Below are 26,031 nucleotides of genomic sequence, written 5' to 3' on the forward strand. Positions count from 1 at the left end.
AATTATGAGTAAGTAATTTTGAATATCCAGCTATTTTAGTAACTCATGAAGCAGTTATGAGTAAGCACTTTTGAACAACGAGCTATTTTAGTGACTCATGAAGTTGTTATGAGTAAGTAATTTTGATTAACGAGCTATTTTAGTGACTCATGAACCTTTTATGAGTATGAATATTGATTTCCAATTTCCTAAATAAATAAAACCCGTTCAAATTGAACGGGTTCATTAATTATAGATGAAATCGATCTAAAAGATTAGTCTTAGCAAGATCAATTACATCACTGGCATGACCATTTAATACAGCTTTCAATGTCCATAGTGTAAATCCATGAGCTTGTTCAATACTTACTTTAGGAGGCATTGCTAATTCCTGGCGGTTTACTAAAACATCTATCAATGCCGGTCCATTGTGCTCAAACGCTCGTTGTACAGCGGATTCTAAATCAGCGGGGTCTTCTACTCGAATTCCTTCGATTCCCATCGCTTGAGCTAATGATGCAAAGTTAGGGTTTTCTAAAGTTGTACCAGTTTCTAAGTAACCAGCAGCTTTCATTTCCAATTCTACGAAACTTAGCGCACTATTATTAAATACAATTATTTTTACAGGCAATTTATGCTGATGTATTGTTAATAAATCACCCATTAACATTGACAATCCACCATCTCCGCACATTGCAACAACTTGGCGATCAGGTTTCGAAACTTGAGCACCAATTGCTTGAGGCATGGCATTAGCCATTGTTCCGTGATTAAATGATCCAAGTAATCTTCTCTTTCCATTCATTTGTAAATATCTTGCAGACCATAATGTTGGTGTACCAACATCACAAGTAAATATAGCATCTTCGTTTGCAAGATCACTGACAACCTTAGTTAAATATTGAGGGTGGATCGGTTTTCGACCTGGTTTTCCAACAGCAAATTTATCTAAATCTTCACGTACATTTTTGTATGCCAAGACGTACTTTTCTAAATGACTTGAATCTTTTACATCTGTTAAGAGAGGTAATAGCTGACTAATGGTCTCTTTTACATCACCACATAGTCCATAAGTAAGTGCAGCTCGTCGACCTAAATGCTCAGCTCGAATATCTACTTGCAAAATAACTGTATCGTCCGGATAAAATTGTCGATAAGGAAAATCTGTGCCAAGCATTAACAAGACATCGCAATCCATAATCGCGTGATATCCTGATGAGTATCCAATTAATCCGGTTAATCCTGCATTGTATGGATTATCGTATTCTAGGAATTCTTTTCCTCTAAGCGCAATAACCATTGGAGATTTTAACTTTTCGCAAAGAAGCATTAAATGAGAATGAGCACCTTCACAGCCTGCTCCGCAAAGTAATGTCACTTTCTTACCATCATTAAGAAAGCCAGCCAGTTTTTCCAATTCAGGTTTAGATGGACTGATCAGTGGATTAGTTACATGAATAACTTGTTCTGGAACAGTTTGTTGATCTTCTAAGGCAGCAATGTCTCCAGGTAAAACAAGTACAGATACACCTTTTCTTGCGATTGCATGTTGCATTGCAATCGTTGCTAGGCGAGGCATTTGTTCTGCTCTATATACCGTTTCACAAAAGTGACTGCATTCTTTAAATAATTGTTCGGGCTTAGTTTGTTGAAAATATTCGCTTCCAATTTCGATGCTTGGGATATGTGCAGCAATCGCAAGCACAGGAATACGACTCCGATGACAATCGTATAATCCATTAATTAGATGTAGGTTCCCTGGACCACTGCTTCCAGCACAAACTGCGATACTTCCACTTAACAAAGAATCTGAACCCGCAGCAAAAGCAGCAACCTCCTCATGGCGAACGCCGATCCATTCAATTCTTTTTGAGTTTTTAATTGAATCTAAAACAGCATTTAAAGAATCACCAACAATACCATAAATTCTAGTAACTCCTGCCTGAATCAATGAATCAATCAGTAAATCTGCAATTGTTTTCCTCATTGTAATCTCCTTCTAGCTCACTATTATTAGGGAACTAATTGAATTTATTAAGCCTTAGGCTACAGATAAATTTATGCTTTGCAGAAATTCAAAACGTTATACCAAAAAAAGGCAGGAAAAATAGGAGGTATTAAGAAATAAATACTTTAAAAAGTCTCTTATCCTCGAATTTTTTGTCGAAGGAATCTATCTTGAAACTAACGTTTACGTAAGATTTATAATGAATCTATAACTAGAAGGAGGAGGGAATTTTGAAGCTTTATTCGATTCGAGAGATGACGTATGAATTTAATACGACACATAGAACCCTTAGATATTACGAGGAAATCGGATTATTACACCCTACCTATACTGAAAGTGGTAGAAGAAGGTATTCTCATAAAGATCGTACACGTCTTTATTTAATTCAAAGGGGTAAAAATTTAGGCTTTAATTTGCAAGAAATAAAAGAAATGATTGATTTATTTACAATCGATCGAACAGGTGAAAAACAATTACAAAAAACAATTGAATATGGAAATCAAAAGATTGTAGAGTTGGATAAAAAGATTAACGATCTGATTCAATTAAAAGAAGAAATTATGAGAATGAAGAGTAAGCTTGAGCTGAATTTATTAAAAATCGAATAAAATACTTTCGAAAAAGGGTGAGGAAGGCCTTATGAATTTTTATAAAGAAGATCTTAATCTACAGATGATTTTAAGAAAATATTTTAATGAAGATTTTTTCGCATGGGCTAATAAAGAATTAGAGGAATTTGGAGAGCTTTGTGCGAATGAAATTGATCAACGTGCAATTTACACTGACCGTGAAGGACAACCTCGTTTAATTAAATATGATGCTTATGGTAATGATATTTCACATGTTTGGGTAAATGATGGTTATAAGCAAACTGTAAAGGACACTTATAATAGAGGGGTTGTTAGCTATATCCATAGGCCAATACCAGAACTTGGTATTAAGGGAAATTATATTTATTCTTATGCACAAGGTTATTTATTATCACAAACTGAAGCTGGTTTTTATTGTCCGGTAACATTATCAATGGCTGCTACGTTTTTAGTTGAAAGATATGCAGATGAAGCACTGAAAGAAAAATATTTACCTCATTTATTATCGACCGGTGAAACAGAATTATATGAGGGGGCAACTTTTTTAACTGAAAGACAAGGTGGTTCAGATGTTGGAGCCAATGTCGTTAAAGCAGTTAAAGAAGGAGATTACTATCGTATTTATGGAGAAAAGTATTTTGCTAGTAATGCAGGTCAGTGTGGTATTACAACGATATTAGCAAGAATTGAGGGAGCTCCTTCTGGGAGTAAAGGGTTAAGTTTATTTTTAGTTCCTTGGAAGAATGATGATGATACAAATAACGGATTCACGATTCGCCGCTTAAAAGATAAGCTAGGTGTAAGAGCGGTGCCATCAGGAGAAGTTGAGTTTAATGGAGCGAAAGCATTTCTAATCGGAGATCCTTCTAGAGGAATTAACTATATGATGGAAGCATTGAATTTATCTAGAATATGTAATGCTGTAGCGTCTGTTGGAATTATGAGAAGAGCCTATGTGGAAGCGAAGAAATATGCTGAAAATAGACCGGCATTTGGACAAATATTAACGAGATTCCCAATGATCCAAGAGACATTAACAAAACTTGCATCCATTCAAGAAGTACAAACAAGTGCAGTATTTAATTTAGTTGCTTTATATGATCGAGTAATTGGGAAAGAAAATGGAACAATTGAAGAGCAAACATTAGTACGACTTTTAATTGCTATTTTAAAAATGCGTACAGCAGAGGAAGCGATTCATTTCTCCCATGAGGCTATTGAAATGCACGGAGGAAATGGTTATATTGAAGATTTTGTTACCCCTCGACTTTTAAGAGATGCTCAAGTACTTACAGTTTGGGAAGGAACAGCTAATATTTTAGGTTTAGAGATTTTGAGATTGTTTAAAAAAATGAATGGTTACAAAGTCTTTAAATTATTCATTGAAGAAAAATTATTAGATATACCTCAAACACTAGTAAATGAAGGTGAAATCATAAAGAAAAAACTGGATGAATTAAATGAAACCATTCATTATATGCTTACTTTAGATGCTAATACTCAAACATATTATGTTAAGAAAATAGCAAACAAAATGGCAGATATAGTTGAAGCAGCTACTGCACTTGAAGATGCGAAAGATCATAATCGAAAAGAGTATATTGCAAAAGTAATAATCCATGAACGATATTTTAAAGATGAAATTAATAAAGAACAAATTCATTTAAAGTATTTTGATGAAATTGTTGGCTATAAAGTTTCGATTAATAAATGATGATAAAGACACAATTTAGAATAAAAACATTTGTAGTAGAGTAAGGATCGTAAGGATGGTTTTTTCCTACTATCTTTTTTATCTATTAATCTGCTACAAAAAACGTTATTATAATATTAACAAAATTTACCAATCTTATGATATTATTAATTGCTAATGTAAAAAAGCGGGAGTGTTTAATTCATGCAGTTTTTAATATTTACTTGTAGTTTAGTGTTTATTTATTTTAATTATTCTGTTGCAAAAGATTTATCAAATTCAAAGACAGTTAAATTAAATAACCGTTTTATTAGACTGATTAATATTGTGAAATTTGCTCCAATTATTGCCTTTATCATTTTATTAGTTTTAGTTTTAGTTTATTTCCATACTAAATCAGGGATAAGGCTATCACATGCTTGGTTTATTTCACAGTTTTGGGCTTATGCTACATTTTTTTATTTTTTCTATAAAATCTTTAAGAAGAGACTTAGTCTTACTTTTTCCGTACTATCAATTATTATTGCCATTTATAATACTTCACTATTTCATTATGAACATTTATTTGTAGGTCGCAGTATTATTGTTTCTGACTTTTTTGGAATACTGATGTTTCTTTCAATGTGGTTTACAATTTCTAGAATTACTATGAAGTTACAGCACATAGAGAACAGAGGTTATTTAAGTTCTTAACGAATTTAATATTACACATTTTTGATTAGGGAACCTAATAAGGTTGCCCTTTTTTATATTCATTTCTTAATCAATTAACATAGTGCGATAGCAGATTAGTTGAACCAAGGAAATCCTAATTAAATGTTGAATTTATAAATTTTAAAAAAGTATAGGTGGATAAAGTATGAGTGATAAATTCAAAGAAATAGTAAACTGGGTAGAGGATATAAATGTTCGAAATCGAAGTTCTGCTTCAGCTCTAATAATCATTAAAGATAATAATATCGTACTAGAAAATTATAATGGTTTTCATAGTAATTCTGATAATGCTATACCAGTTACACAAACATCTAAGTTCAATATTGCATCTGCAAGAAAAAGTTATTTTAAACAAAAGAAGATGAGAGTTTAGTTAAAGTAATCGATGATCCTGACAAAGAAGCAGCATTTAAACTAGGATTATCAAATGATGGTTCCGAGTCTAACCTTCATGTAACATTCATCATTACCTATAAATATGGAAACTGGTAAGGGAATTTTCAACTTGAAATAAACAATAAACTATTTTGATTGGTGATAAAGGGAAATACATGTAAAAAACCTAAAAAATAATGCTGTATGATTAAGTTTTAAAATCCAGTAGAATAAAATTAAGCTTATTTTAAGGTTTATGTGATAGCTTTTTACTGATAATTTTTCTTTCTTTTTTTTTTAGGCGACTTCTTTTTTTGAAGTCGTTTTTTTATTTTTTTGTAGTGGAAATTAACATCACTCTACCCTTTTACGAAAATTTGGTAATTTAATAGTCAAGGTTGTTTTTCAAACAGCGTGAAAAGCCTTTATCATCAATTACGTAGTAATTATGATAAAGGCTTTTAATTTTGAAGTTTAGTTATTGGTTCTACTTTTTCAACACATTAATTTTATAGCTCTGAGAAACAGTAGTAGTTTCAAAATGAGTAAAAGAATAAAACACAGTTAAGATTAGCAACAGGCTAGAAATAATAATTACTGGAAAGAATGATGATAGTAGTTTTGGAAAGCGCTCACTTAAAAACATAGTAGAGCAAAATATAACTGAACAAGTTAATAACAATAAACAAATTAATAATAAAGCTTGTGCTTCTGATATTGAAATCATGACGACAATCATACTCCCCATCATACCGGCCATCATTCCGGTAAAGATCCCCTCGAGTAGTGCAAGGAAATGTAATCTAAAGCCGATACATAATCCAAGGAGCGCAGAGGCACCCATTGAAATAAGTAAGGAATGGAAAAACTGTTGTTGATTGGAAAGTGTAATTAGCACACCTATTGTTAAACCAGCTGTCATACTGATCATCATCATATACATCATTTGATGCATCTGATCATTTTTTGTTGGTTTGAGGTGGATCGAAATGAGCGTTATAAAAAGCATTATGCTAATACATACCCAACTGATGAACATATTTGATACCCCCTAACTATCCGCTTTTTACCATCATATGGACAACTTAAAATAAATAGAATAAAAAATTGACACCTATACCCCCTATGAGTATATAATGATGGTGAGGTGATAAAATGGAAAATTGCCATGATGATCAAATGGTTCCAAGAAGTGAAGACGAAATTAACGATTTGATGAAACGTCTTCGTAGAATAGAAGGGCAAGTAAGAGGTATTCAAAAAATGGTCGAAGAGGACCGATATTGTATAGATATTTTGACGCAAATTATGGCAGTTGAAGCTGCTATGAAAAAGGTAAGTTTCTCATTAATTGAAAGACATGCGAATCATTGTATGGTTAAAGCAGTTAAAGAAAACAATGGCGAAGCATCGGTTACCGAATTAATGGAGGTTATTAAGCGTTACGTAAAGTAAAGGGGGTTGATTAGAATGAATGATGCAAAGCAGTTAACCCTTGGTATAGAGGGTATGACCTGCGCCGCATGTGCAACCCGAATCGAAAAAAGCTTAAATCGAATGGATGGCTTGAAAGCGAATGTGAACCTTGCATTAGAAAAAGCTACTATTATCTATGATAAAGAACAATATCAAACTTCTGATTTAATAGAAAAAATCCATACGATCGGATATGAGGTTGCAGTTGAAAAAATTACGTTAAATATTGAAGGAATGACTTGTGCTGCTTGTTCAGCTCGAATCGAAAAAGTAATAGGGAAAATGGATGGAGTTGTTCAAATTAATGTTAATCTAGCTATGAATATAGCAACGATATCTTATTTACCTGAAGTACGCTCGGTCCAATCCATAATAGATAAAATTAGTCACATCGGTTATGTTGCAACTATAAAGGACGAAAATGTAGTTAAAGAAAAAGATACAACAAGAAACAAACGGATTCAATTAATCGTTTCAATCTTACTATCACTTCCACTATTGTATTCGATGGTATCTCATCTGCCATTTAGTACAAATATATGGATGCCACATTTAGTAATGAATCCATGGTTTCAACTTTTGTTTGCAACTCCAGTTCAGTTTATTATAGGTTGGCATTTTTATGTTGGAGCATATAAAGCAATTCGAAATTATAGTGCAAATATGGATGTGCTCGTCGTACTCGGAACTTCGGCAGCTTATTTTTATAGCTTAGTTGAGTCGATTAAGACAATAAATAATAGCTCGTATATGCCACATCTATATTTTGAGACAAGTGCAGTATTAATAACATTAGTTTTACTTGGAAAATATTTTGAGCATATAGCTAAAGGAAAAACGACTGAAGCAATTTCTAAACTAATGGAATTACAAGCAAAGGAAGCAACAGTTTTAGATAATGGAAAAGAAATCTTTGTACCATTGGAAGCTGTAAAGGTTGGAGATCTACTACTTGTAAAACCAGGTGAGAAAATTCCTGTCGATGGTGTCATTGTTTCGGGAGTATCTACAGTTGATGAATCAATGATTACTGGTGAGTCTTTGCCAGTTGATAAAAAGGCTGATGATAAAGTTGTTGGAGCAACAGTTAATGGAAATGGTATTTTAACAATACGAGCTGAGAAGGTTGGTAAGGATACCGCATTAGCAAATATTGTGAGGATAGTTGAAGAGGCACAAGGTTCAAAAGCTCCAATTCAAAGATTAGCAGATCGAATTTCAAATATATTTGTTCCAATTGTAATTGGCATAGCCATATTAACATTTATCATTTGGTTTTTTGTAGTTGATCCACAAAATTTGCCTAAGTCAATTGAAGTAGCAATAGCTGTTTTAGTCATTGCGTGTCCTTGTGCTTTAGGACTTGCTACGCCAACTTCAATTATGGTTGGAAGTGGAAAAGGTGCGGAAAATGGGATTTTATACAAAGGCGGAGAATTTTTAGAAACTACACAAAAAATTAATACAATCATTCTTGATAAAACAGGTACTGTTACAAAAGGAAAGCCTGAAGTAACAGACATCATTAATTTAAATCATCGGGAGGATTTATTGAAGCTCGTTGCGAGTGTAGAGAAAATGTCAGAGCATCCTTTAGCACAAGCAATTGTTCAATACGCTGTTAAACAGGAATTGCCACTAACTGATCTTACAGAGTTTATTGCAATTCCTGGACATGGCGTAGAAGCCTTGATTGAAAATAAAAAGGTATATATCGGTACTAGAAAGTTAATGAATGAAAAGAATATCGATTTTTCTTCAGTAAATGAACAATTAATCGTATTTGAATCTGCTGGAAAGACAGGAATGTTAGTAGCAATAGACGGGAAGCTGGAAGGAGTTATTGCTGTAGCCGATACAATTAAAGAATCATCAAGAAATGCGATAATAGCATTAAAGGATTTAAAAATAGAAGTTTTTATGGTAACCGGTGATAATAAACAAACAGCACAGGCGATTGCAAATCAAGTTGGGATTGAAAATGTATTTGCTGAAGTTTTACCAGAGAAAAAAGCAGATATAGTAGCTGAACTGCAAAAACAAGGGAAAATTGTTGCGATGGTTGGAGATGGGATTAATGATGCCCCAGCTCTTGCAAAAGCAGATATTGGTATTGCGATTGGTACTGGTGCAGATGTAGCGATTGAAACAGCGGATGTTACGCTAGTAGGTGGCGACTTATCACATATTCCAAAAGCTATTAGCTTAAGTAAGAAAACAATGAATAATATTCGCCAAAATTTATTTTGGGCGTTATTTTATAACAGTTTAGGTATACCGATTGCAGCTTTAGGGTTATTGCAGCCTTGGATTGCAGGTGCTGCAATGGCATTTAGCTCTGTATCGGTAGTCTTAAATGCATTACGATTAAAGCGCATAAAAATTTAGGAGGATTTAGTAATGGAAACAATTTTAAAAGTAGAAGGTATGACTTGTGGACACTGCAAAGCTGCAGTTATGAAAGCAGTAGAGGGAGTGTCTGGTACAAATAATATTATCGTAAGCTTGGAAAATAAAGAAGTAACATTCAATACTTCAAACGCTGAAACAATTGAGAAAGTGAAAGAGGCTATTGAGGATCAAGGTTACGATATCGTATAAATGATTTAATGATTAATTCATTGAATGGAAAAAGCAGGTAACTTTTAAAGTTTTCCTGCTTTTTTGTATTTGATCGTATTATAAAATATTCGGCTTAATATCTGCTGGATGACTATTTGGTTTTTTTAAACCATCAGTCTTACTAGCATCGTTAAGAGATAAGTATTTGGTTTCAGGTGCCCATGCAATCGAAACGAATGTTCCAACGACTAAAACTCCTGTTAATGCTAGCATGGTATGATTTAAGCCATAATGTGAAAGGCTTAATGGTAATAAGAATGTACTGATAGCTGATCCAAGTCTGCTAATAGCGGTAGCAAATCCAACTCCTGATGATCTCACTTCGGTTGGGAAACTCTCAGCTGGAAAAACCCCTACAAGATTACTTACAGCGGATAAAATTAATGTGAAAATTGCAAAACTTATAATCATTAATGTTGTTGCACTGCTAGGTGAAACGCTTAGTACGAATAAGGATACTACAAGAATAATGAAAGAACTAATTAAGAAACCTCTACGAGAAAAGATGATTGTAAACCAGATTCCTAAAACTGCACCAATGATTAGGATTACATTTAATAAGAAATCTGTTCCAAAGCCTTCCTTTAGGCCCATAATACTTAAAATATTTGGAAGGAAAGTATAGATTGCAAAGTAAGGCATTACTAGACATGCAAAGAAAAGACTATTAAATGCCGTTCTCTTTCTATATTTTTTGCTAAATAAAACAGAAAAGTTACTATCTTCTTTTATTGGGGTTTCATTATCTAAAACTATATTTTTACCAACATATTTTTTTGCTATTTCTCTTGCCTCATCAATACGACCTTTATTAATTAACCATCTTGGTGATTCTGGCGTTCCGATTCGTAGGAACAAAATAATCACAGATGGGATTGTTGAAGAAGCTAGCATCCAACGCCAAGCATCAGGCCCTAAATCTTGCATCCAAAGCCCTACGAAAGTAGATACAACATATCCAATAGTCCAAATTACACTAAATGATCCTAATAATACGCCACGATGTTTTTTGGGAGCGAACTCAGCTAACATTGTATGACCAACGCTATAGTCTCCACCAATTCCAATCCCAATTAATAATCGAAGAATAAATAACTGTGTTGGATTATCAACGAAAAATTGTAGTAACGAAGCAATTGTAATAAGAACAAAGCTTAGAACAAATATTTTTTGTCTGCCGATAATATCGGATACCCAACCAAGTACTAAACTTCCTAAGAATAGCCCAATTAAAGCGGAGCTCCCGATTAATCCAAGCCAAAATGCGTTAAGGTGCATCTGGGGAGTAAGTAATGTGAGTGCTGTTCCGATTATACCAAGAATATAACCGTCATTAAAATGGGCTCCAAATGTAAGTCCAGCCATTTTAATGTGAAACTTGTTAAGTGGTGCATCATCCATTCTTATCGATTGGTTTTCTTTCATCTCGTTTCCTCCTTATTAATAATAGTATAGTAGATTTTAATTGCATACTTTTAACTCTTTTTATAGAAAAGCAAATATCTTTATGTATTGGTAGCGTTTTCAGATAAAAAGAAAAAAGTGAGTGAACAAGACGATTTGTTCATATTACGAACAAATATTTTCACTATATGAAATATATGAAGAGTATAAAATAAAGTTCACAAAATTGTCAAACTATTTTCAGAGATTTATTTTGATGAAAAAATGTTATTGAAGATGATAATTTAAAACAATCAGGTGGACTAATTTTAATTTATAAAACTAAACTCAATTATTAAAGTTCAAAATAAAAAGGCATCTGAATCGGAATTCAGATGCCTTTCGTCTAATAAGAAATATTATAGTTTGATTAATCAAGATAATTTGTGACCTGTTGACAAGTACTTATTAATAACTCAACTGATGCTAACATTTTCTCTTTTGTAAAACGAAAACTTGGTCCACAAACACTTATGAACGCAACAAGATTTTGAGACTTGTCATAAACTGGTGCGGAAATACCATTTTCATTTTCATCTAGTTCGCAAATCGAAGTGCCAAATCCCCTTTCTCGAACATTATTAATTTCCTTACGTAACTGCTCACGATCTGTAATTGTATAGGGAGTCAATTTTTCCAAAGGTTTTTCTAGATATATATCTAATTCTTTTGGCGGAAGCTGACTTAATAGAATTTTTCCATTTGAAGTACAGTGTAAAGGTAGAAAAGCATTAACATAATCTACGACTAATCTAACACTGTTTTCTGGATCAATTTGTTCAATCGTTAATGTTCCATTTTGTTTAGGAACACTTAAGAGAACAGTTTCCTGAAATTCCTCTTTCAAATTCTCCATACTTTTACTTGCACGTCGAACAAGAGAACCGTATTGCGTTACTTTAGACGCAAGATGATTAACCGCATAACCAAGCTGATAGCCCTTAGTCTGAGGGTCACGTTCTACAAATCCATGGTTCTCAAGAGTTCCAATAAGTCTCCAAGCTGTTGTTCGATTCATGTCTGATTTTTCAGCGAGATTCCCTATAGAAATTGGGTTTTCACTGTCAGCAACGATTTTTAGTAATAAAAGTGCACGATCAACGGCTTGTACTGATGAAAGGTCTTGCTTTGAATTTTTTTGGTTTTTTACTTCGCTATTTATCTTCATGATACTCATTATAGCTTAATTACATATTAAAAAAACAATTATAAATAAATTTCTAAAAATTTAATTATTTATTTGACATAGATAATTTTTCAGTTTTATAATCTATTTAAAGTTCTTAATATGAACTTTGTTGTTCGCATTATGAACAAACTATATATTCAGACTTTCTAATTAATGGCTCTTCTTTATAGTTATTGAAAGCCATGAGAAGATTGGAATAGCGTCAAACGGTTTTAATAGAAAATTATTTAAACGTTTTCAATTTAAAAAAGGTGGTGATTTTCATTAGTGTCATTGAGAACCAGAAAAAACGAAAAGAAGTTGATTCATTTGGAACTGTAGAAATACCACATCAGTTCTTATATGGAATTCAAACAGTTCGAGCAGTACAAAATCTTTCATTCTCTGGAAAAACTCTAAGTCAATATCCAAAGTATATCGAATCTCTTGCATTGGTTAAGAAAGCTGCTGCAATTACCAATATAGAAACAGGTGTATTAGAAGAGTCTGTAGGATTATTTATTCTAAAAGCCTGTGAAGAAATAATTTCTGGTAGACATTTGGATCAATTTCCAGTTGATATACTCCATGGCGGAGGAGGAATTGGTACAAATATGAACATTAACGAAGTCATTGCAAATATAGCCAATGAATTAAATGGAGGAAATCGAGGAAATTATTCACCTATTCATCCAAACGATGATGTGAATGCTTCTCAATCAACCTCTGATGTTTGTCACACCGCCATGAGACTTGCAGTTGTTAAGGAGTTTGCACGACTCGATTTAGTTTTAAGAAAAGTTCAAACTAAGATCGAGGAGATGGTCGAATCATTTAGAGAAATAACCACAATTTCAAGAACATGTTTACAAGATGCGATGAGGATTCAATTAGGAGATTTTATTAGTGGATATGCTGATATGTTATCTAGAAGACATCAGTTACTTGAACAGAGTGTTATGGAATTGAAAAAAGTGAACTTAGGTGGCACTGTAATTGGTACTGGTACTGGAGCATCAAAAGCATACCAGGACTTAATTATTCATAATCTTTCAAAAATAACTGGATGTCAGCTTCAAAAGCGAGGAAATTTAATTGATGCTGCACAAAACATAGACGATCTAGCAAATGTTTCGAATCAATTAGCATTACTTGCAACTTGTTTAATCAAAATGGGAAAAGATTTAAGACTTTTATCTTCTGGTCCAGAAGCTGGTTTTTCTGAAATCATTTTACCATCTGTAATGGCTGGTTCATCTTTCTTCCCAGGAAAAGTAAATCCTGTAATACCTGAAACGTTGATCCAAAGCTGTTTTCAAGTTTTAGGCTGTGACAGAGTTGTACAGGCAACTTTAGAGCATGGCGAATTAAATTTAAATATTTTTGAAGGTGCAGCTGGAGCAAATATTATAGATGCTATGAAAATGCTAGAAAAGTCACTGATCTTATTTAGCGAAAAGTGTTTAGAAGATATAAAGGTAAATAAAGAAAAATGTAAAGAGTACGCAAATAGTTTAATTCCTTCTGTAGTTGAATTAAAGGAGAAGCATGGATATTCGATTGTTTCAAAATTAATGACAGAAAAAGGTAAGAATGGTGTGAAGGAATTATTAAATAGAGGAGGATTTGAAATTGACTAAATTAGAGAATAAAAAACATTTTGAAGGTATCGATCAGCCAAAATTGGAATGGGCGAAAGAGTGGTTACTTGAAGCAAAGAAATTATATATCAATGGTGAATGGGTAGATAGCAGTAGTGAAGAAGACATTGAATCGATTAATCCAGCAAACGGACAAGTAATCGGAAAAATTCAAGGTGCAACAAAAGAAGACATTGATAAAGCGGTTGAGGCCGCGCGTGTTGCTTTTGATAACGGTCCATGGCGTAAAGTAACTCGTAAAGAAAGAGCTAAAATTTTGCGCAAAATTAGTGAGCTAATGAAAGAGCATCAGGCAGAATTAGCTACTTTAGAAGCGCTTGATAACGGAAAACTATACACAGAGGCATATAACGATGACGTTCAAGAGGCATTAGAAATGTTCGAATATTATGCTGGTTGGACTGATAAATATTATGGTGAAAATAATCCAGTTGAAGGCGACTTTTTGAGTGTAACAACAAGAGACCCAATTGGTGTCTGCGGTCAAATTGTACCATTTAACTTTCCAATCGATATGGCTGCATGGAAGCTTGCGCCAGCTCTAGCTATGGGAAATACAGTAATCTTAAAACCATCTAGTACGACATCTTTTTCTGCTATTAGACTATTTGAAATAATACATGAGGCAAATATTTTACCTCCTGGTGTACTTAATCTAATACTTGGTAAAGGGAAAATAGGTTCATTTATTTCTCGACATATGGGTGTTGATAAAGTTTCCTTTACAGGTAGTACAGGTGTTGGAAAGCAGCTTGTTCACGATTCTGCAGATTCAAATCTTAAGCCGGTTACACTTGAGCTTGGAGGAAAGTCTCCAAACATTATTTTCAGCGATGCTCCAGATGTGGATGCAGCTATTGAACGTTCATTCTATGGATTATTTACTCATAAAGGTGAGAAATGTTCTGCACCAACAAGATTATTTGTTCAACGTGATATTTATGAAAAAGCAGTTAGCCGCTTAGCTGAATATGCAAATAATTATAAATTAGGGGATCAATTCGATCCAGAATCAAATCAAGGTGCTCAAATTTCAGAAGCTCATATGGAAAGTATTTTAAATTATATTAAAAGCGGAATAGAAGAAGGCGCCCGTCTGGCAGCTGGTGGAGAAAGGGATCTAACTGGTGAAAATGTAAACGGATATTTTGTTCGCCCAACTATTTTTGCAGACGTACATAATAAAATGACGATTGCACAAGAAGAAATTTTTGGACCAGTTCTTTGCGTCATTCCGTTCGACACGGAAGAAGAAGTAATTGAAATGGCAAATGACACAATTTATGGTTTAGCTGCCGGTCTATGGACAAATGATGTTTCTCGCGCGAATCGCGTGGCTAAAAAATTAGAGGCTGGAATGGTATTTGTTAATAAGTATGGATGTTATGATTTTGCAAGTCCGTTTGGTGGATGGAAACAAAGTGGCTGGGGTAAGGAATATGCCATTCATTCATTACAATCTTACACAAAAACAAAAGCAATTTGGTTTGCTTACTAATATAGAAGGGTGAAAAATAAGATGAAAATGAAAGCAGCAGTAATGACCGGACATAGTGAACCACTTATTATTAAAGAGGTTGAACTAGCAGAGCCTAAAGCAAATGAAGTACTTGTTAAAATAGTAGCAACTGGTGTTTGCCATAGTGATCTAAATGCATTAGATGATGAAACAACACCTATACCAACTATTCTTGGGCATGAAGGTGCAGGGATTGTGGAAGCTGTTGGTCCAAATGTAAAAAATGTAAAACCTGGAGATAAAGTAGCTTTAAGTTGGGTTCCATATTGTGGAACATGTGAGTTTTGTATAACAGGAGAAGTTCATTTATGTGAATCAGCTTTTGGACCTATGTTTGATGGCACATTGCTTGATGGGACTTCCAGGTTGAGCTGTAATGGAGAAAAAGTATACCATAATTCTCTATTATCTACTTTTGCTGAATACACTGTTGTCCCAGAAATGTCATGTGTAAAAATTCCTGATGAAATGCCACTTGCTCAAGCATCATTAATTGGTTGTGGGGTTGCAACTGGTTATGGTGCAGCTGTCAATGCTGCTGGTGTAAAGCCTGGTTCAGCTGTAGCTGTTTTCGGAATTGGTGGAGTGGGAGTTAATGCCATTCAAGGGGCAAAGATTGCTGGGGCATCTAAAATCATAGCTTGTGATGTAAAAGACTCTAATCTTGAAATTGCAAAAAAGTTTGGAGCAACACATACAGTCAATGTAGCTTGCGAAAATGCTGAAGAAAAACTAAAAGAATTAACAGGTGGATTTGGCGTTAACTATGCGATTGATTGTACTGGTAATACAAACGCTGCTGAGAGTGCTTGGAAAGGAACAAGAAAAGGTGGAACTGTAGTAGTAGTTGGTGCTTTTAACCCTTCTAAGGTACTTAATTTACCAGCTGGTGGGTTTCACCGTGTTGGTAAGATTCTGAAAGGAAGTTTTTACGGTGATACTCAACCTTTTAGAGACTTCCCAATTATCTCTAAGTTGTATTTAGATGGAAAATTTAATCTTGATGACTTAGTTTTAGATCGAATTAAGTTAGATGATATTAATTCAGCATTTGATTCCTTCCATGATAGTTGCTGTATTAATGTTGGAAGAACAGTTATTGAGTTTCCAATTAATGAAGAGCCTAATCTATCTTTAGCAAGTTCTGTAGGCAAAGAGGCTAATTAATTTATAGAAACTAATTATATAAGCCCCCTTCTAAGACTAATAGATTAGTAGTCTTAGAAAGGGGTTTTTTTTATTTTTTAAATAATTAAGCAATTATTCAACCTAAGACTTTGCGATAGAGTTCTTTAGCAACAGACGGTTCCTTTGTACCGTGAATAATTGCTCGACCATCTTTAAATAAAACAATGCGATGCTCTTCATAAGTACATGACAATAAATATGGATTTACAATCAAATCATTTACTAACCCTTGTAATTTTCCAGATAGGTTAGTTAGTGTTGGAAATTTAGACGAGGATACTCTTAATTGGACTGCATCTCTTCCACATAATACATATGACTTCATGTGGTCATCATCTCTTAAAAATGGATAACTTCTTATTGAGCCACATGTTGGACAATTATTATTTTTTAATTTTTCGATGTTTATATCAGACTTTTCATACTTCCATACATCAATCGATTGTAAGATTGGTGAAAGTTCATAGTTAGTAAGATATTGAAGGGCATAAGTTACTTGGTAGGCAGCAATCATTTGCACAATTGGACTAATTACTCCTACAGTATCACAAGTCATATTTAAAGTTGGTATATGATTTAATAAACAGTTCAGGCAAGGAGTTTTTCCTGGAATAATTGGAAATGAGAGGCCATAACTTCCAACAACCGCACCAAAAATAAAAGGAATCCCGTGCTTAATAGCTGCATCATTCACAACCATTCTAGTTTCAAAATTATCTGTTGCATCTAGTATAACCGTTTGATCTTTAATCAGTTCTTCAATGTTAAGGCTAGTAATATCTGTTATTAGACTAGTAATCGATACTTCACTATTAATTTGTTGAAGTCGATTTTTAGCCGCAATTACCTTTGGCAGTTTATTTCTGGCATCCTCTTCCGTATAAAGAGATTGCCTTTGTAAATTACTCCATTCAACGTAATCACGGTCTACAATTGTGATATTTCCTATGCCGGCTCTTACAAGCATTTCTGCAATTGATGAGCCTAGTGCACCAACCCCGATAATAATGACACTGGCATTTTGTATACTTGATTGACTGTCTTTCCCTAAAAATAATTCTTGCTTTGCATATCGGTTTGTCAAGAATTCACCAACCCTGTAATTGGACTACTAGCCTCACCATAATTTTTTTCTTCAATTCTTCCTGCTTCAAATCCTAGTCTTCCTGCTTCAATAGCAAGTTTCATCGCAACTGCCATTTTTACAGGATCTTTCGCGTTAGACACTGCAGTATTTAAAAGGACACCATCAGCACCTAACTCCATTGCAAAAGCTGCATCTTTAGGTGAGCCGATTCCAGCATCTACTATGACGGGTACATTCGATTGCTCAATGATGAATTGAAGGTTTAATGGATTAATAATTCCTTTTCCGGATCCAATTGGAGATGCACCTGGCATAATTGCATGAACACCAAGTTCCTCTAATCTTCTTGCTAATACAACATCATCAGAAGTATAAGGTAGTACAATAAATCCTTCATTTAATAATATTTCTGATGCCTTCAATGTTTCGATTGGATCAGGTAATAATGATTTATTACACCCAATTACTTCCACCTTGATCATATCGCATAAGCCTGACGCTTTAGCCAATCTTGCAATTCTAACAGCTTCTTCAGCAGTTTTGGCGCCAGCTGTATTAGGCAATAATTTATATTTCGACAAATTTAATTGTTCAAGGAAATTTGGTTGAGATTCCTCAAAAATATTCATTCTTCTAACAGCAAAAGTTAGTATTTCAGCTTCCGAAACTTCAACTGCTTCTTTCTGGACTTCAAATGAAGGGTATTTCCCTGTTCCTAATAATAATCTTGATTGAAACGTGTGATTTCCTACTTTTAACATAAAATCAACCTCCACCTACAAAATGTATTAATTCTACAGAATCTCCGTTAGAGAGATGAGTTATTGAATACTGTTCTTTATAAATAATTTCTTTATTAACTTCGACAATCACAATTCGGTTTTCTAATTGATATTCATTAAGCAGATCCTGAATAGTAAAGATTTTGCTCGAAATGTCGAGGATCTTTCCGTTTAATCTTATTTCCAACTGTTTACACCTCCAAAACGCAAAAATTAACGATTGATTTTAAATGCTTCGATCCAGTTACGATCGACTTTCCGTTTAAGGATCAAATCTCGAATTAATTTACCAGTTGCTGGTGCAAGCAAAATTCCATTTCGAAAATGTCCGGTCGCAAATAAAATCTGATCATCTTCAGGATGAACTCCAATAAAAGGGTTATAGTCGAGTGTTCGTGGTCGTAATCCTGCCCAAAATGAATCAATTTTCATGTCTTCAATTTCGGGTAGCATTTGTTTAGCGCTTTGTATTAACGACTCAATTCCCCCTAAGCTAGGGTTCTCATTCCATTCGTTATCGACCATCGTAGCTCCGATGACAAGGCGGCCGTCATTCCTTGGAACAATATAATTCTGTTCATGAAAAAGAGTATGCTTTAATGCAACCTTTTCACTTTTGACCGAGATGCATTCACCTTTAACAGGAATAATTTCATGATGTAATCCAAGTTGACAAAATAAGGAATTACTCCAAACGCCACTTGCAACTACAATGGTTTTAGCTTCAAAATTGCCGTTTGTTGTTTTAATTAAATAATGTGAATCATTTTTTTGAATCTGAAATACATGTGTATATTCAAAAATAGATGCACCTAAAATTTGAGCACTTTTGCAAAATGCATTACAGACAGAAACAGGCAAAACATTTACGTCGTCTTCAATATAAGCTGCTCCAATTATGTTCGGATGGACGCCAGGAATATGTTTTTTTAACTCCTCTTGGTTATACCAAAGTGTTGAAGTTTGAGTGAGTAGTGGAGTTAATTGTTTTTTTTCTAAATCTGTATAAGCTAATTTGAAAATGCCACCTTTTTTAAGTTCAATATCAATACCACATAATTCTTTTAATTCTTCTTGGAGGTGAAAATAAGTTAATTGACTGTTTCTAGCAAAAGTAAAAAAAGACTCAGAATGATCCCACTCGGAATGAGCGCCAAGCATTCCAGCAGCTGCCTTTGTTGTTTTCTGTCCAACTTGTTGTCCCTCAAGAACTGCAACATTAATGTTTTCTTTAGCTAGATAATAAGCAATGGAACAACCGATTATTCCACCTCCAATTACTACAGCATCAAATCTCTTGTTCATAAGTGAATTTGCACCTTTCCAAATATTGCAGAGCAGCTTCTAGAGGATTTCGAGCAGAAAATATTCCAGACATTACAGCTATGCCATCAATGTTATTCTTCTTTAAAACATGGATATGTTCAGGTAATATTCCACCGACTGCATAGATTGGTATCGTTAACGTTTTTTTCATTTCTGGAATTACTTCTATCCCATTCGGTGTTAATCCATTTTTACACTTTGTTTCAAAACAATGACCGTACATAACATAGTCAGCTTTATCATTTTCTGCCTGTATTGCTTCAGTAAGTGAATGGACCGATTTTCCTACTCGTAAATTAGGAAAATATTCTTTTACATCAACAAGAGGAAGACCATGTCCTGGTAAGTGTATATTTGATAGATTTGAGAAAATTGCTAGATCTAAACGGTCATTTAAAACAATTTTTTTCATATCTACTTTGTTTATTTTTAGTAGATTTAAGAGTGATATTATCTCTATTGCCTTTTTCGATTTTTCGCGAATATGGACATAGTCGACTGCATCGATTATTTGAATTATTTTTGTAGCAAGTACTTCGACTGAGTGCTGATCATCTGTAATTGCGATAAGTTCCATTTCCCAGCCTCTTTCATTAGCAAAATTTTTTCATACGAAAAAACCACTTTCCTAAAAAAAGAAAGTGGTTACATTGCACACGAGAGAAAAAATATAAATGCGCCACTTTCCTACGCAGGTACTAGCCTGTTCAGGTTTTGAGGGTTTAAAAGTAACTACTTTATTCTCAGCCCTTATCAAGGGATCCCCTAGTGATGAATATGTATGAAAATTAATCTTAGCATAGCATATAAAAAATAATATTCAATACTAAATTTATTTTTACTAGTCTAATTTTTTACCAGAAATTGGGCTTGAAGTATAGTGAAATCAAGTGTTTTTAAGAGTATAGAAATGCTCATAATTTTTTAAATTTAGAATTTCTGTAAAAATTTAGGGAAATAAAAACATTTACATTTTAAAATGGAGGGTTTATATTTAGTTTGAACAATTTAATAGATTGACTAGGGGTGTCCAATTAGTTGGGCTGAGAGAGGAACGAAATTAATTTCCTTAACCCTCAGGACCTGATCTGGTTCATACCAGCGTGGGGAAGTTAGAAATTTCTCATTAATGATTTCTTAATTGTTAATGTAGTTTTACTAACATTTAGCCAGGTCTTAAAAATAAGATTCTGGCTTTTTTTCATGCTTTAAATGAATTGGATTTCGTCCTTTTTAAACTAATTAAAAAGGGGAATGAAATCAAATGAACAATTCTGTAAATGAAATGAATTTTTCCATCATGTCTAGTTTTTCAGGAAGTAAGAAAGTTTATGTTGAAGGATCTAGACCGGACATTAAGGTGCCAATGCGTGAGATTCAATTAAGTCCAACAACTGGCACTTTTGGCGAAGAAGAAAATGCTCCAGTTAGAGTATATGACACTAGTGGACCATACACAGATTCAGCTAGCTCAGTTGATATTCGAATGGGACTTAAGCCGATCAGACAAAACTGGGTGATCGAACGAAATGATGTTGAAGAGTATGAAGGGCGTGAAATAAAGCCTGAAGATAATGGATATAGAAAAGAGTCAGATCAACATAATGTTGAAGTCTTTAAAGGGTTAAAAAGAAAACCGTTACGTGCAAAGGATCATGGAAATATTACTCAAATGCATTATGCTCGTAAAGGGATTATTACTCCTGAAATGGAATTTATTGCGATTCGAGAGAATGTTTCAGCTGAATTTGTTCGTGATGAGGTTGCAAAAGGAAGGGCTGTCATTCCATCGAATATTAATCACCCCGAAAGTGAGCCAATGATCATCGGTCGTAATTTTCATGTTAAAATAAACGCCAATATAGGTAACTCAGCCGTTACGTCTTCAATTGAAGAAGAAGTAGAAAAAATGACATGGGCTACCCGTTGGGGAGCGGATACGATGATGGATCTGTCTACTGGTAAGAATATTCATACAACACGTGAATGGATTATCCGAAACTCGCCGGTACCAGTAGGAACAGTTCCGATTTATCAAGCTCTTGAAAAAGTTAATGGAATTGCGGAAGATTTAACTTGGGAAGTGTTTAGAGATACGCTAATCGAGCAAGCGGAACAAGGGGTAGACTACTTTACGATTCACGCAGGTGTATTATTACGCTATATTCCATTAACAGCAAAACGAGTGACAGGAATTGTATCTCGAGGTGGATCTATTTTGGCTCAGTGGTGTTTAGCTCACCATAAAGAGAATTTTTTATATACTCATTTTGAAGAAATTTGTGAAATTATGAAGCGTTATGACGTAACATTCTCCCTAGGAGATGGATTACGACCTGGCTCAATCGCAGATGCGAATGACGAAGCACAATTTTCTGAGTTAGAAACATTAGGTGAGTTAACGAAAATTGCATGGAAGCATGATGTTCAAGTTATGATTGAAGGACCGGGACATGTTCCAATGCACTTAATTAAAGAGAATATGGATAAACAATTAGAAATTTGTCAGGAAGCGCCATTTTATACATTAGGACCGTTAACGACTGATATTGCACCTGGATACGATCATATTACGTCAGCTATCGGTGCAGCAATGATTGGTTGGTTTGGTACTGCAATGCTTTGTTATGTAACTCCAAAAGAGCATTTAGGTCTTCCAAATAAAGAAGATGTAAGGGTAGGAGTTATTACATACAAAATAGCAGCGCATGCAGCTGACTTAGCAAAAGGGCACCCTGGTGCACAAAAAAGAGATGATGCACTATCAAAAGCTAGATTTGAATTTAGATGGCGTGATCAGTTTAATCTTTCTCTTGATCCTGAAAGAGCAGTTGAATATCACGATGAAACATTACCTGCTGAAGGAGCTAAAACAGCACATTTTTGTTCAATGTGTGGTCCAAAATTCTGTAGTATGAGAATCTCACATGATATTCGAGATTTAGTAAAACAAGAAGAACTTCAAAATGAATCAATCATTGAAGAAGGAATGAAAGAAAAAGCACTTGAATTTAGAAAACAAGGCGGAGAAATCTATCAATAAGGGTGTGAGCCTTATATGAATAGGGTAGAAGAAATCATAAAAGAAATAAAGAATTTGGAAAGAAATATGCATCAGTTAAAAGTTGAACTGAACGCAATTCAAAAAAAATGTGTACATGATTTCCAAAAGAAAGATACGATACAAGAATGCCTTAAATGCAATTTAATCGAAAGCTTGTCTTGGTAATATAGAGAAACAATTGAAAAACAAACCTCAAAACTAAGAGGTTTGTTTTTTGTTATTCAAGAATTAATGTTCTGACAAGCTATTGATTGAAACTTCTTCCTCTTGCTCTGGTTGACCTAGCGGATAGATTCTAGCAGTTTCATTTGTTTCATCAACATGTTGAATATAAATTGGCACTCCATTATAAGTCACATTAGCCATCACAGCTGAAGAAGCAATTTCTTGAGCTCGTTGTTTATTCATACGTAACCTCCTCTAAATTAAAAATAGAAACTTAACATATTATTAACCGTCGTGTGGTTAGGTATTCATTTAAAATTCATCTTATAAAGCAAAATACAATTCATTCTAAAAAAGCTCAAGCTTCTAAACATAATAAAAAAACTCCTGTTAAATTTAACAGGAGTTTCATAGTTTTTAATTAATTACCAGTGATGTCCATATCCATATCCGTCATATCCAGACCAGCAAGCTGCTCCAACAATGATTAATAAGATAAACAGAACTACGATTAAAGCAAAACCGTTAAGGTGATGTCCGTGATGTCCAGTACTCATACATGTGACCTCCTTCATACGATATTTAAGGGATAACCTCCCTTAGGGTCATGTAACTAATTGAGAAATTTCAATTAGGAGAGGTGGATAATGTATCGTATGTTTTTTTGCCAACTATGAAACTAGTCTATAATGTAATTAGGCTTATACCTAGGCGTAAGTTTTATTAATGAATTATTTTATATTACGCTTATAACAATAAAACGATCCTACTCAAAAGCAAAATTAAACGAGAGAGGGGGACAATAATTAAAATGAGACCATTGACCCTTTTAAATGTAGAATAAAAAAATTAGATGAAGAGAACAAACAATTATGTGAGTGGAAATTTCCTACGCAGATTTTCAAACAATTATGAAGAGCAATATAATATGGGAGGTAATGAAATGTTTCCATTAAAAAATTACTATGAATCATTTATCAAGAAAGAAATTATTGGTACAAAAAGAGAAGTAGCGATTAGAAAACTAAGTAATTTACTTGCTTGTCATGTTATTAGTAAAAATACAGTATCAGCCATTCATATTCGATATTTTACTTGTAATGAACAAATGCAACCGACAGATAAGTGGTTAGGTACAATTGCAGTTAAATTAAAAAATGATATCGTAATAGAAACAGCAATTTCACTTCCAAAAGATAACAATCCAGTATAATTAGCTTTAGTTATGAAAAAAAATTTGATTTCCAACAGAATGGTCGTTTCGTTACATAAGAAAAAAATGTAGAAACAAGTGAAATTCCCCCAAGTTACAAAAACTTATGGGGTTGGTATAATTAATAAAAATAGTGCAATTACTACGGAGACTATGTAGTACTGATGCGAAGTTACTTCTTGTTCTCTAATAAGAATAAATTTTCTTAAAATCAATTGATACTATGATCCATTAATATGCGACCAATAAAAAATCCCACTATAGGTTTCTATAGTGAGATTTCATTATTTATGCAGTTTGATTTGTATCCTTATCAATCTTGTTTTTACCGTTTAGTTTAGAATTTCTATATCCGTAAGCTACATAAATTACTAAACCGACTACTAACCAAACTACGAAACCTTTCCATGTAAATGATGAAAGTTGTAGCATTAAATATACACAGAATACAACAGCTAATACTGGTACTACAGGTACCCAAGGAGTTTTGAATCCGCGCTTTAATTCTGGACGAGTTTTTCTTAATACAAGAATACCAAGAGAAACAGCAGAGAAAGCGAATAGAGTACCGATATTTGTTAATTCAGCTAATTTGTTTAATGGAATTAACCCAGCGAATAAAGCAACTAGTCCGCCAGTTACCCAAGTGCTTGTTACAGGAACTTGAGTTTTCTTATTAACTTTTGATAATTTACCTGGTAATAAACCGTCTTTACTAATTGCGTAGAATAGACGAGTTTGTCCAAACATCATTACGATTAATACAGTTGTAATACCGATGATTGCGCCAAGTGAAATGAATCCAGCAGCCCAATCTTGGTGAATAAATGCTAGTGCGAAAGCAACAGGGTCTTTAACACCTAATTGATCAAATGGTACGATACCAGTAAGAATTAATGAAACGACAATATATAAGACAGTACAAATTGTTAAAGCAGAAATAATACCGATTGGTAAGTTGCGTTGAGGATTTTTAACTTCCTCAGCTGCAGTTGATACTGCATCAAATCCAAAGTAAGCAAATACTACTACTGCAGCACCAGCTGTTACACCATGGAATCCCATTGGCATAAATGGAGTCCAGTTAGATGGTTCAACATACCAAACACCAACTACGATGAAAAGTGCTACTACTGCTAATTTTACAATTACCATTATAGTGTTAAGTTTTGCTGATTCTTTAACACCTCTAGTAAGAATTAAAGTTACTAGTAAAACAATGATTACTGCCGGTAAATCAATATAAGTGTGTTTAGACGGATCAAATGCACTTGTAAAAGCTGTAGGAAGGTTTATTCCAAAACCATGTAATAAACTTTGGAAGTATCCAGACCATCCACTAGCTACTGCTGAAGATGCTAGTCCATATTCTAATACCATATCCCAACCTAATATCCAAGCGATGATTTCACCAAAAGCTACATAACTATAGGTATAAGCACTACCAGCTTCTGGAATCATAGATGCAAATTCAGAGTAACAAAGTGCAGCGAATGTACAAGCTAAACCTGCGATAATAAATGAAAGAATAAGTGCTGGACCAGCGTAATCAGCTGCTGCTACGCCGGTTAATACGAATATACCTGTACCGATGATGGCACCGATACCTAACATTGTAAGATCAAACGCTCCTAGAACTTGTTTAAGTGAACTAGGCGAACTACTTGTAACTGATTTTTTTCGAAATAAATTCATATGAGCCTCCTCTAATCCTATTTGGTAGTTTTTTAATTTTCTATTTAGAAAGTTTATTATTTTCTAATTTTACCTTAAAAAATAGAAAATTCTGACAATTAGCTCCGAAGTAATATAATAGATTGTCTTCCTTAAGTGATTTTTATGATATCACACTTATAAAAAAATTCAAATAATTTTTCGACTTTTTTTTCAAAATTTTTTTAAATATGTAGTAAATTCGACATATTACCCTGTACCTAGTAAGTTGATTAAAATGAACT

Annotated in this window: 24 protein-coding genes, 1 pseudogene and 2 riboswitches; of the genes and pseudogenes, 13 read left to right on the top strand and 12 right to left on the bottom strand. The window is 33.8% G+C overall.

What is annotated here, in order from left to right:
- Positions 1-229 precede the first annotated feature (229 nt).
- On the bottom strand, positions 230-1,966 hold the full coding sequence (gene poxB, locus B6K90_RS18010; protein ID WP_088014151.1) for a ubiquinone-dependent pyruvate dehydrogenase: 1,737 nt from the start codon (positions 1,964-1,966) through the stop codon (positions 230-232).
- A gap of 251 nt (positions 1,967-2,217) precedes the next feature.
- On the opposite strand from poxB, the gene B6K90_RS18015 reads away from it, so the two are divergent.
- The 4 genes and pseudogenes from B6K90_RS18015 to B6K90_RS18030 form a co-directional block, all read left to right on the top strand.
- Positions 2,218-2,595: a MerR family transcriptional regulator gene (locus B6K90_RS18015; RefSeq protein ID WP_088014152.1), complete on the top strand. Its 378-nt coding sequence runs from the start codon at positions 2,218-2,220 to the stop codon at positions 2,593-2,595.
- A 31-nt stretch (positions 2,596-2,626) separates the two neighbouring features.
- Positions 2,627-4,291 carry an acyl-CoA dehydrogenase family protein gene (locus B6K90_RS18020; protein WP_088014153.1) on the top strand — a complete coding sequence of 555 codons (1,665 nt, stop codon included), beginning with the start codon at positions 2,627-2,629 and terminating at the stop codon, positions 4,289-4,291.
- A 183-nt stretch (positions 4,292-4,474) separates the two neighbouring features.
- Complete coding sequence (locus tag B6K90_RS18025; RefSeq protein WP_088014154.1) at positions 4,475-4,963, top strand: hypothetical protein; 489 nt, start codon at positions 4,475-4,477, stop codon at positions 4,961-4,963.
- Between the two features lie 166 nt (positions 4,964-5,129).
- A pseudogene (locus tag B6K90_RS18030) lies at positions 5,130-5,330 on the top strand (penicillin-binding protein); the annotation flags it as partial.
- A 516-nt stretch (positions 5,331-5,846) separates the two neighbouring features.
- Here B6K90_RS18030 and B6K90_RS18035 read toward each other — a convergent pair.
- Positions 5,847-6,398, bottom strand: coding sequence for a hypothetical protein (locus B6K90_RS18035; protein WP_088014156.1), 552 nt, complete (start codon positions 6,396-6,398; stop codon positions 5,847-5,849).
- A 116-nt stretch (positions 6,399-6,514) separates the two neighbouring features.
- On the opposite strand from B6K90_RS18035, the gene B6K90_RS18040 reads away from it, so the two are divergent.
- The 3 genes from B6K90_RS18040 to B6K90_RS18050 are packed head-to-tail and all read left to right on the top strand — an operon-like array spanning position 6,515 to position 9,436.
- Positions 6,515-6,814, top strand: coding sequence for a metal-sensitive transcriptional regulator (locus tag B6K90_RS18040; protein WP_088014157.1), 300 nt, complete (start codon positions 6,515-6,517; stop codon positions 6,812-6,814).
- Positions 6,815-6,829: 15 nt separating this feature from the next.
- Positions 6,830-9,223, top strand: a complete 2,394-nt coding sequence (locus B6K90_RS18045) for a heavy metal translocating P-type ATPase (protein WP_088014158.1) — start codon at positions 6,830-6,832, stop codon at positions 9,221-9,223.
- Positions 9,224-9,235: 12 nt separating this feature from the next.
- Positions 9,236-9,436 (top strand): cation transporter, encoded by a 201-nt coding sequence (locus B6K90_RS18050; protein ID WP_088014159.1) that lies wholly within the window; start codon positions 9,236-9,238, stop codon positions 9,434-9,436.
- Positions 9,437-9,514: 78 nt separating this feature from the next.
- On the opposite strand, the gene B6K90_RS18055 is transcribed toward B6K90_RS18050, so the two are convergent.
- Both B6K90_RS18055 and B6K90_RS18060 read right to left on the bottom strand, forming a co-directional pair.
- Positions 9,515-10,882, bottom strand: a complete 1,368-nt coding sequence (locus tag B6K90_RS18055) for an MFS transporter (RefSeq protein ID WP_088014160.1) — start codon at positions 10,880-10,882, stop codon at positions 9,515-9,517.
- Positions 10,883-11,270: 388 nt separating this feature from the next.
- Positions 11,271-12,068 carry an IclR family transcriptional regulator gene (locus B6K90_RS18060; protein WP_088014161.1) on the bottom strand — a complete coding sequence of 266 codons (798 nt, stop codon included), beginning with the start codon at positions 12,066-12,068 and terminating at the stop codon, positions 11,271-11,273.
- Positions 12,069-12,343: 275 nt separating this feature from the next.
- Here B6K90_RS18060 and B6K90_RS18065 point away from each other — a divergent pair, with 275 nt between their 5' ends.
- The 3 genes from B6K90_RS18065 to B6K90_RS18075 are packed head-to-tail and all read left to right on the top strand — an operon-like array spanning position 12,344 to position 16,415.
- Positions 12,344-13,708, top strand: coding sequence for a lyase family protein (locus B6K90_RS18065; protein WP_235821842.1), 1,365 nt, complete (start codon positions 12,344-12,346; stop codon positions 13,706-13,708).
- The gene (locus B6K90_RS18070; protein ID WP_088014162.1) at positions 13,701-15,227 is read left to right on the top strand and encodes an aldehyde dehydrogenase family protein; all 1,527 of its coding nucleotides are present in this window, start codon (positions 13,701-13,703) and stop codon (positions 15,225-15,227) included. Before B6K90_RS18065 ends, B6K90_RS18070 begins: the two co-directional genes overlap by 8 nt.
- Before the next feature lie 21 nt (positions 15,228-15,248).
- Positions 15,249-16,415: a Zn-dependent alcohol dehydrogenase gene (locus B6K90_RS18075; protein WP_088014163.1), complete on the top strand. Its 1,167-nt coding sequence runs from the start codon at positions 15,249-15,251 to the stop codon at positions 16,413-16,415.
- A gap of 97 nt (positions 16,416-16,512) precedes the next feature.
- Here B6K90_RS18075 and B6K90_RS18080 read toward each other — a convergent pair whose 3' ends face one another.
- Genes B6K90_RS18080 through B6K90_RS18100 form a run of 5 tightly spaced genes read right to left on the bottom strand, consistent with a single transcriptional unit; the run spans position 16,513 to position 20,208 of the window.
- Positions 16,513-17,520, bottom strand: coding sequence for a ThiF family adenylyltransferase (locus tag B6K90_RS18080; protein WP_088014164.1), 1,008 nt, complete (start codon positions 17,518-17,520; stop codon positions 16,513-16,515).
- Positions 17,517-18,284, bottom strand: coding sequence for a thiazole synthase (locus B6K90_RS18085; RefSeq protein WP_088014165.1), 768 nt, complete (start codon positions 18,282-18,284; stop codon positions 17,517-17,519). The genes B6K90_RS18080 and B6K90_RS18085 overlap by 4 nt, the downstream gene beginning before the upstream one ends.
- Positions 18,285-18,288: 4 nt before the next feature.
- Positions 18,289-18,492: a sulfur carrier protein ThiS gene (gene thiS, locus B6K90_RS18090; protein ID WP_088014166.1), complete on the bottom strand. Its 204-nt coding sequence runs from the start codon at positions 18,490-18,492 to the stop codon at positions 18,289-18,291.
- 26 nt (positions 18,493-18,518) lie between these two features.
- Positions 18,519-19,610: a glycine oxidase ThiO gene (gene thiO / locus B6K90_RS18095; RefSeq protein WP_088014167.1), complete on the bottom strand. Its 1,092-nt coding sequence runs from the start codon at positions 19,608-19,610 to the stop codon at positions 18,519-18,521.
- A complete protein-coding gene (locus tag B6K90_RS18100; RefSeq protein ID WP_088014168.1) occupies positions 19,594-20,208 on the bottom strand; it encodes a thiamine phosphate synthase in 615 nt (204 codons plus the stop codon). The genes thiO and B6K90_RS18100 overlap by 17 nt, the downstream gene beginning before the upstream one ends.
- Before the next feature lie 90 nt (positions 20,209-20,298).
- Positions 20,299-20,408: riboswitch (TPP riboswitch) on the bottom strand.
- Positions 20,409-20,643: 235 nt separating this feature from the next.
- Positions 20,644-20,758, top strand: a riboswitch (TPP riboswitch).
- 137 nt (positions 20,759-20,895) lie between these two features.
- Between B6K90_RS18100 and thiC the strand changes: the two genes are divergently transcribed.
- Together thiC and B6K90_RS23825 are read left to right on the top strand one after the other, a co-directional pair.
- A complete protein-coding gene (gene thiC, locus B6K90_RS18105; RefSeq protein ID WP_088014169.1) occupies positions 20,896-22,674 on the top strand; it encodes a phosphomethylpyrimidine synthase ThiC in 1,779 nt (592 codons plus the stop codon).
- Between the two features lie 15 nt (positions 22,675-22,689).
- Entirely contained in the window at positions 22,690-22,860 is a 171-nt protein-coding gene (locus B6K90_RS23825; protein ID WP_167555419.1) for a hypothetical protein, read from the top strand.
- A gap of 63 nt (positions 22,861-22,923) precedes the next feature.
- On the opposite strand, the gene B6K90_RS18110 is transcribed toward B6K90_RS23825, so the two are convergent.
- Together B6K90_RS18110 and B6K90_RS18115 are read right to left on the bottom strand one after the other, a co-directional pair.
- Entirely contained in the window at positions 22,924-23,103 is a 180-nt protein-coding gene (locus B6K90_RS18110; RefSeq protein ID WP_088014170.1) for a small acid-soluble spore protein H, read from the bottom strand.
- A 182-nt stretch (positions 23,104-23,285) separates the two neighbouring features.
- Positions 23,286-23,417, bottom strand: coding sequence for a YjcZ family sporulation protein (locus B6K90_RS18115; RefSeq protein WP_088014171.1), 132 nt, complete (start codon positions 23,415-23,417; stop codon positions 23,286-23,288).
- A 386-nt stretch (positions 23,418-23,803) separates the two neighbouring features.
- Between B6K90_RS18115 and B6K90_RS18120 the strand changes: the two genes are divergently transcribed.
- On the top strand, positions 23,804-24,073 hold the full coding sequence (locus B6K90_RS18120; protein WP_088014172.1) for a hypothetical protein: 270 nt from the start codon (positions 23,804-23,806) through the stop codon (positions 24,071-24,073).
- Between the two features lie 288 nt (positions 24,074-24,361).
- On the opposite strand, the gene B6K90_RS18125 is transcribed toward B6K90_RS18120, so the two are convergent.
- Positions 24,362-25,768, bottom strand: a complete 1,407-nt coding sequence (locus B6K90_RS18125; RefSeq protein WP_088014173.1) for an amino acid permease — start codon at positions 25,766-25,768, stop codon at positions 24,362-24,364.
- Between the last annotated feature and the right edge of the window lie 263 nt (positions 25,769-26,031).

It is taken from the genome of Gottfriedia acidiceleris (assembly GCF_002128425.1).
Lineage (GTDB): Bacteria > Bacillota > Bacilli > Bacillales > Bacillaceae_G > Gottfriedia > Gottfriedia acidiceleris.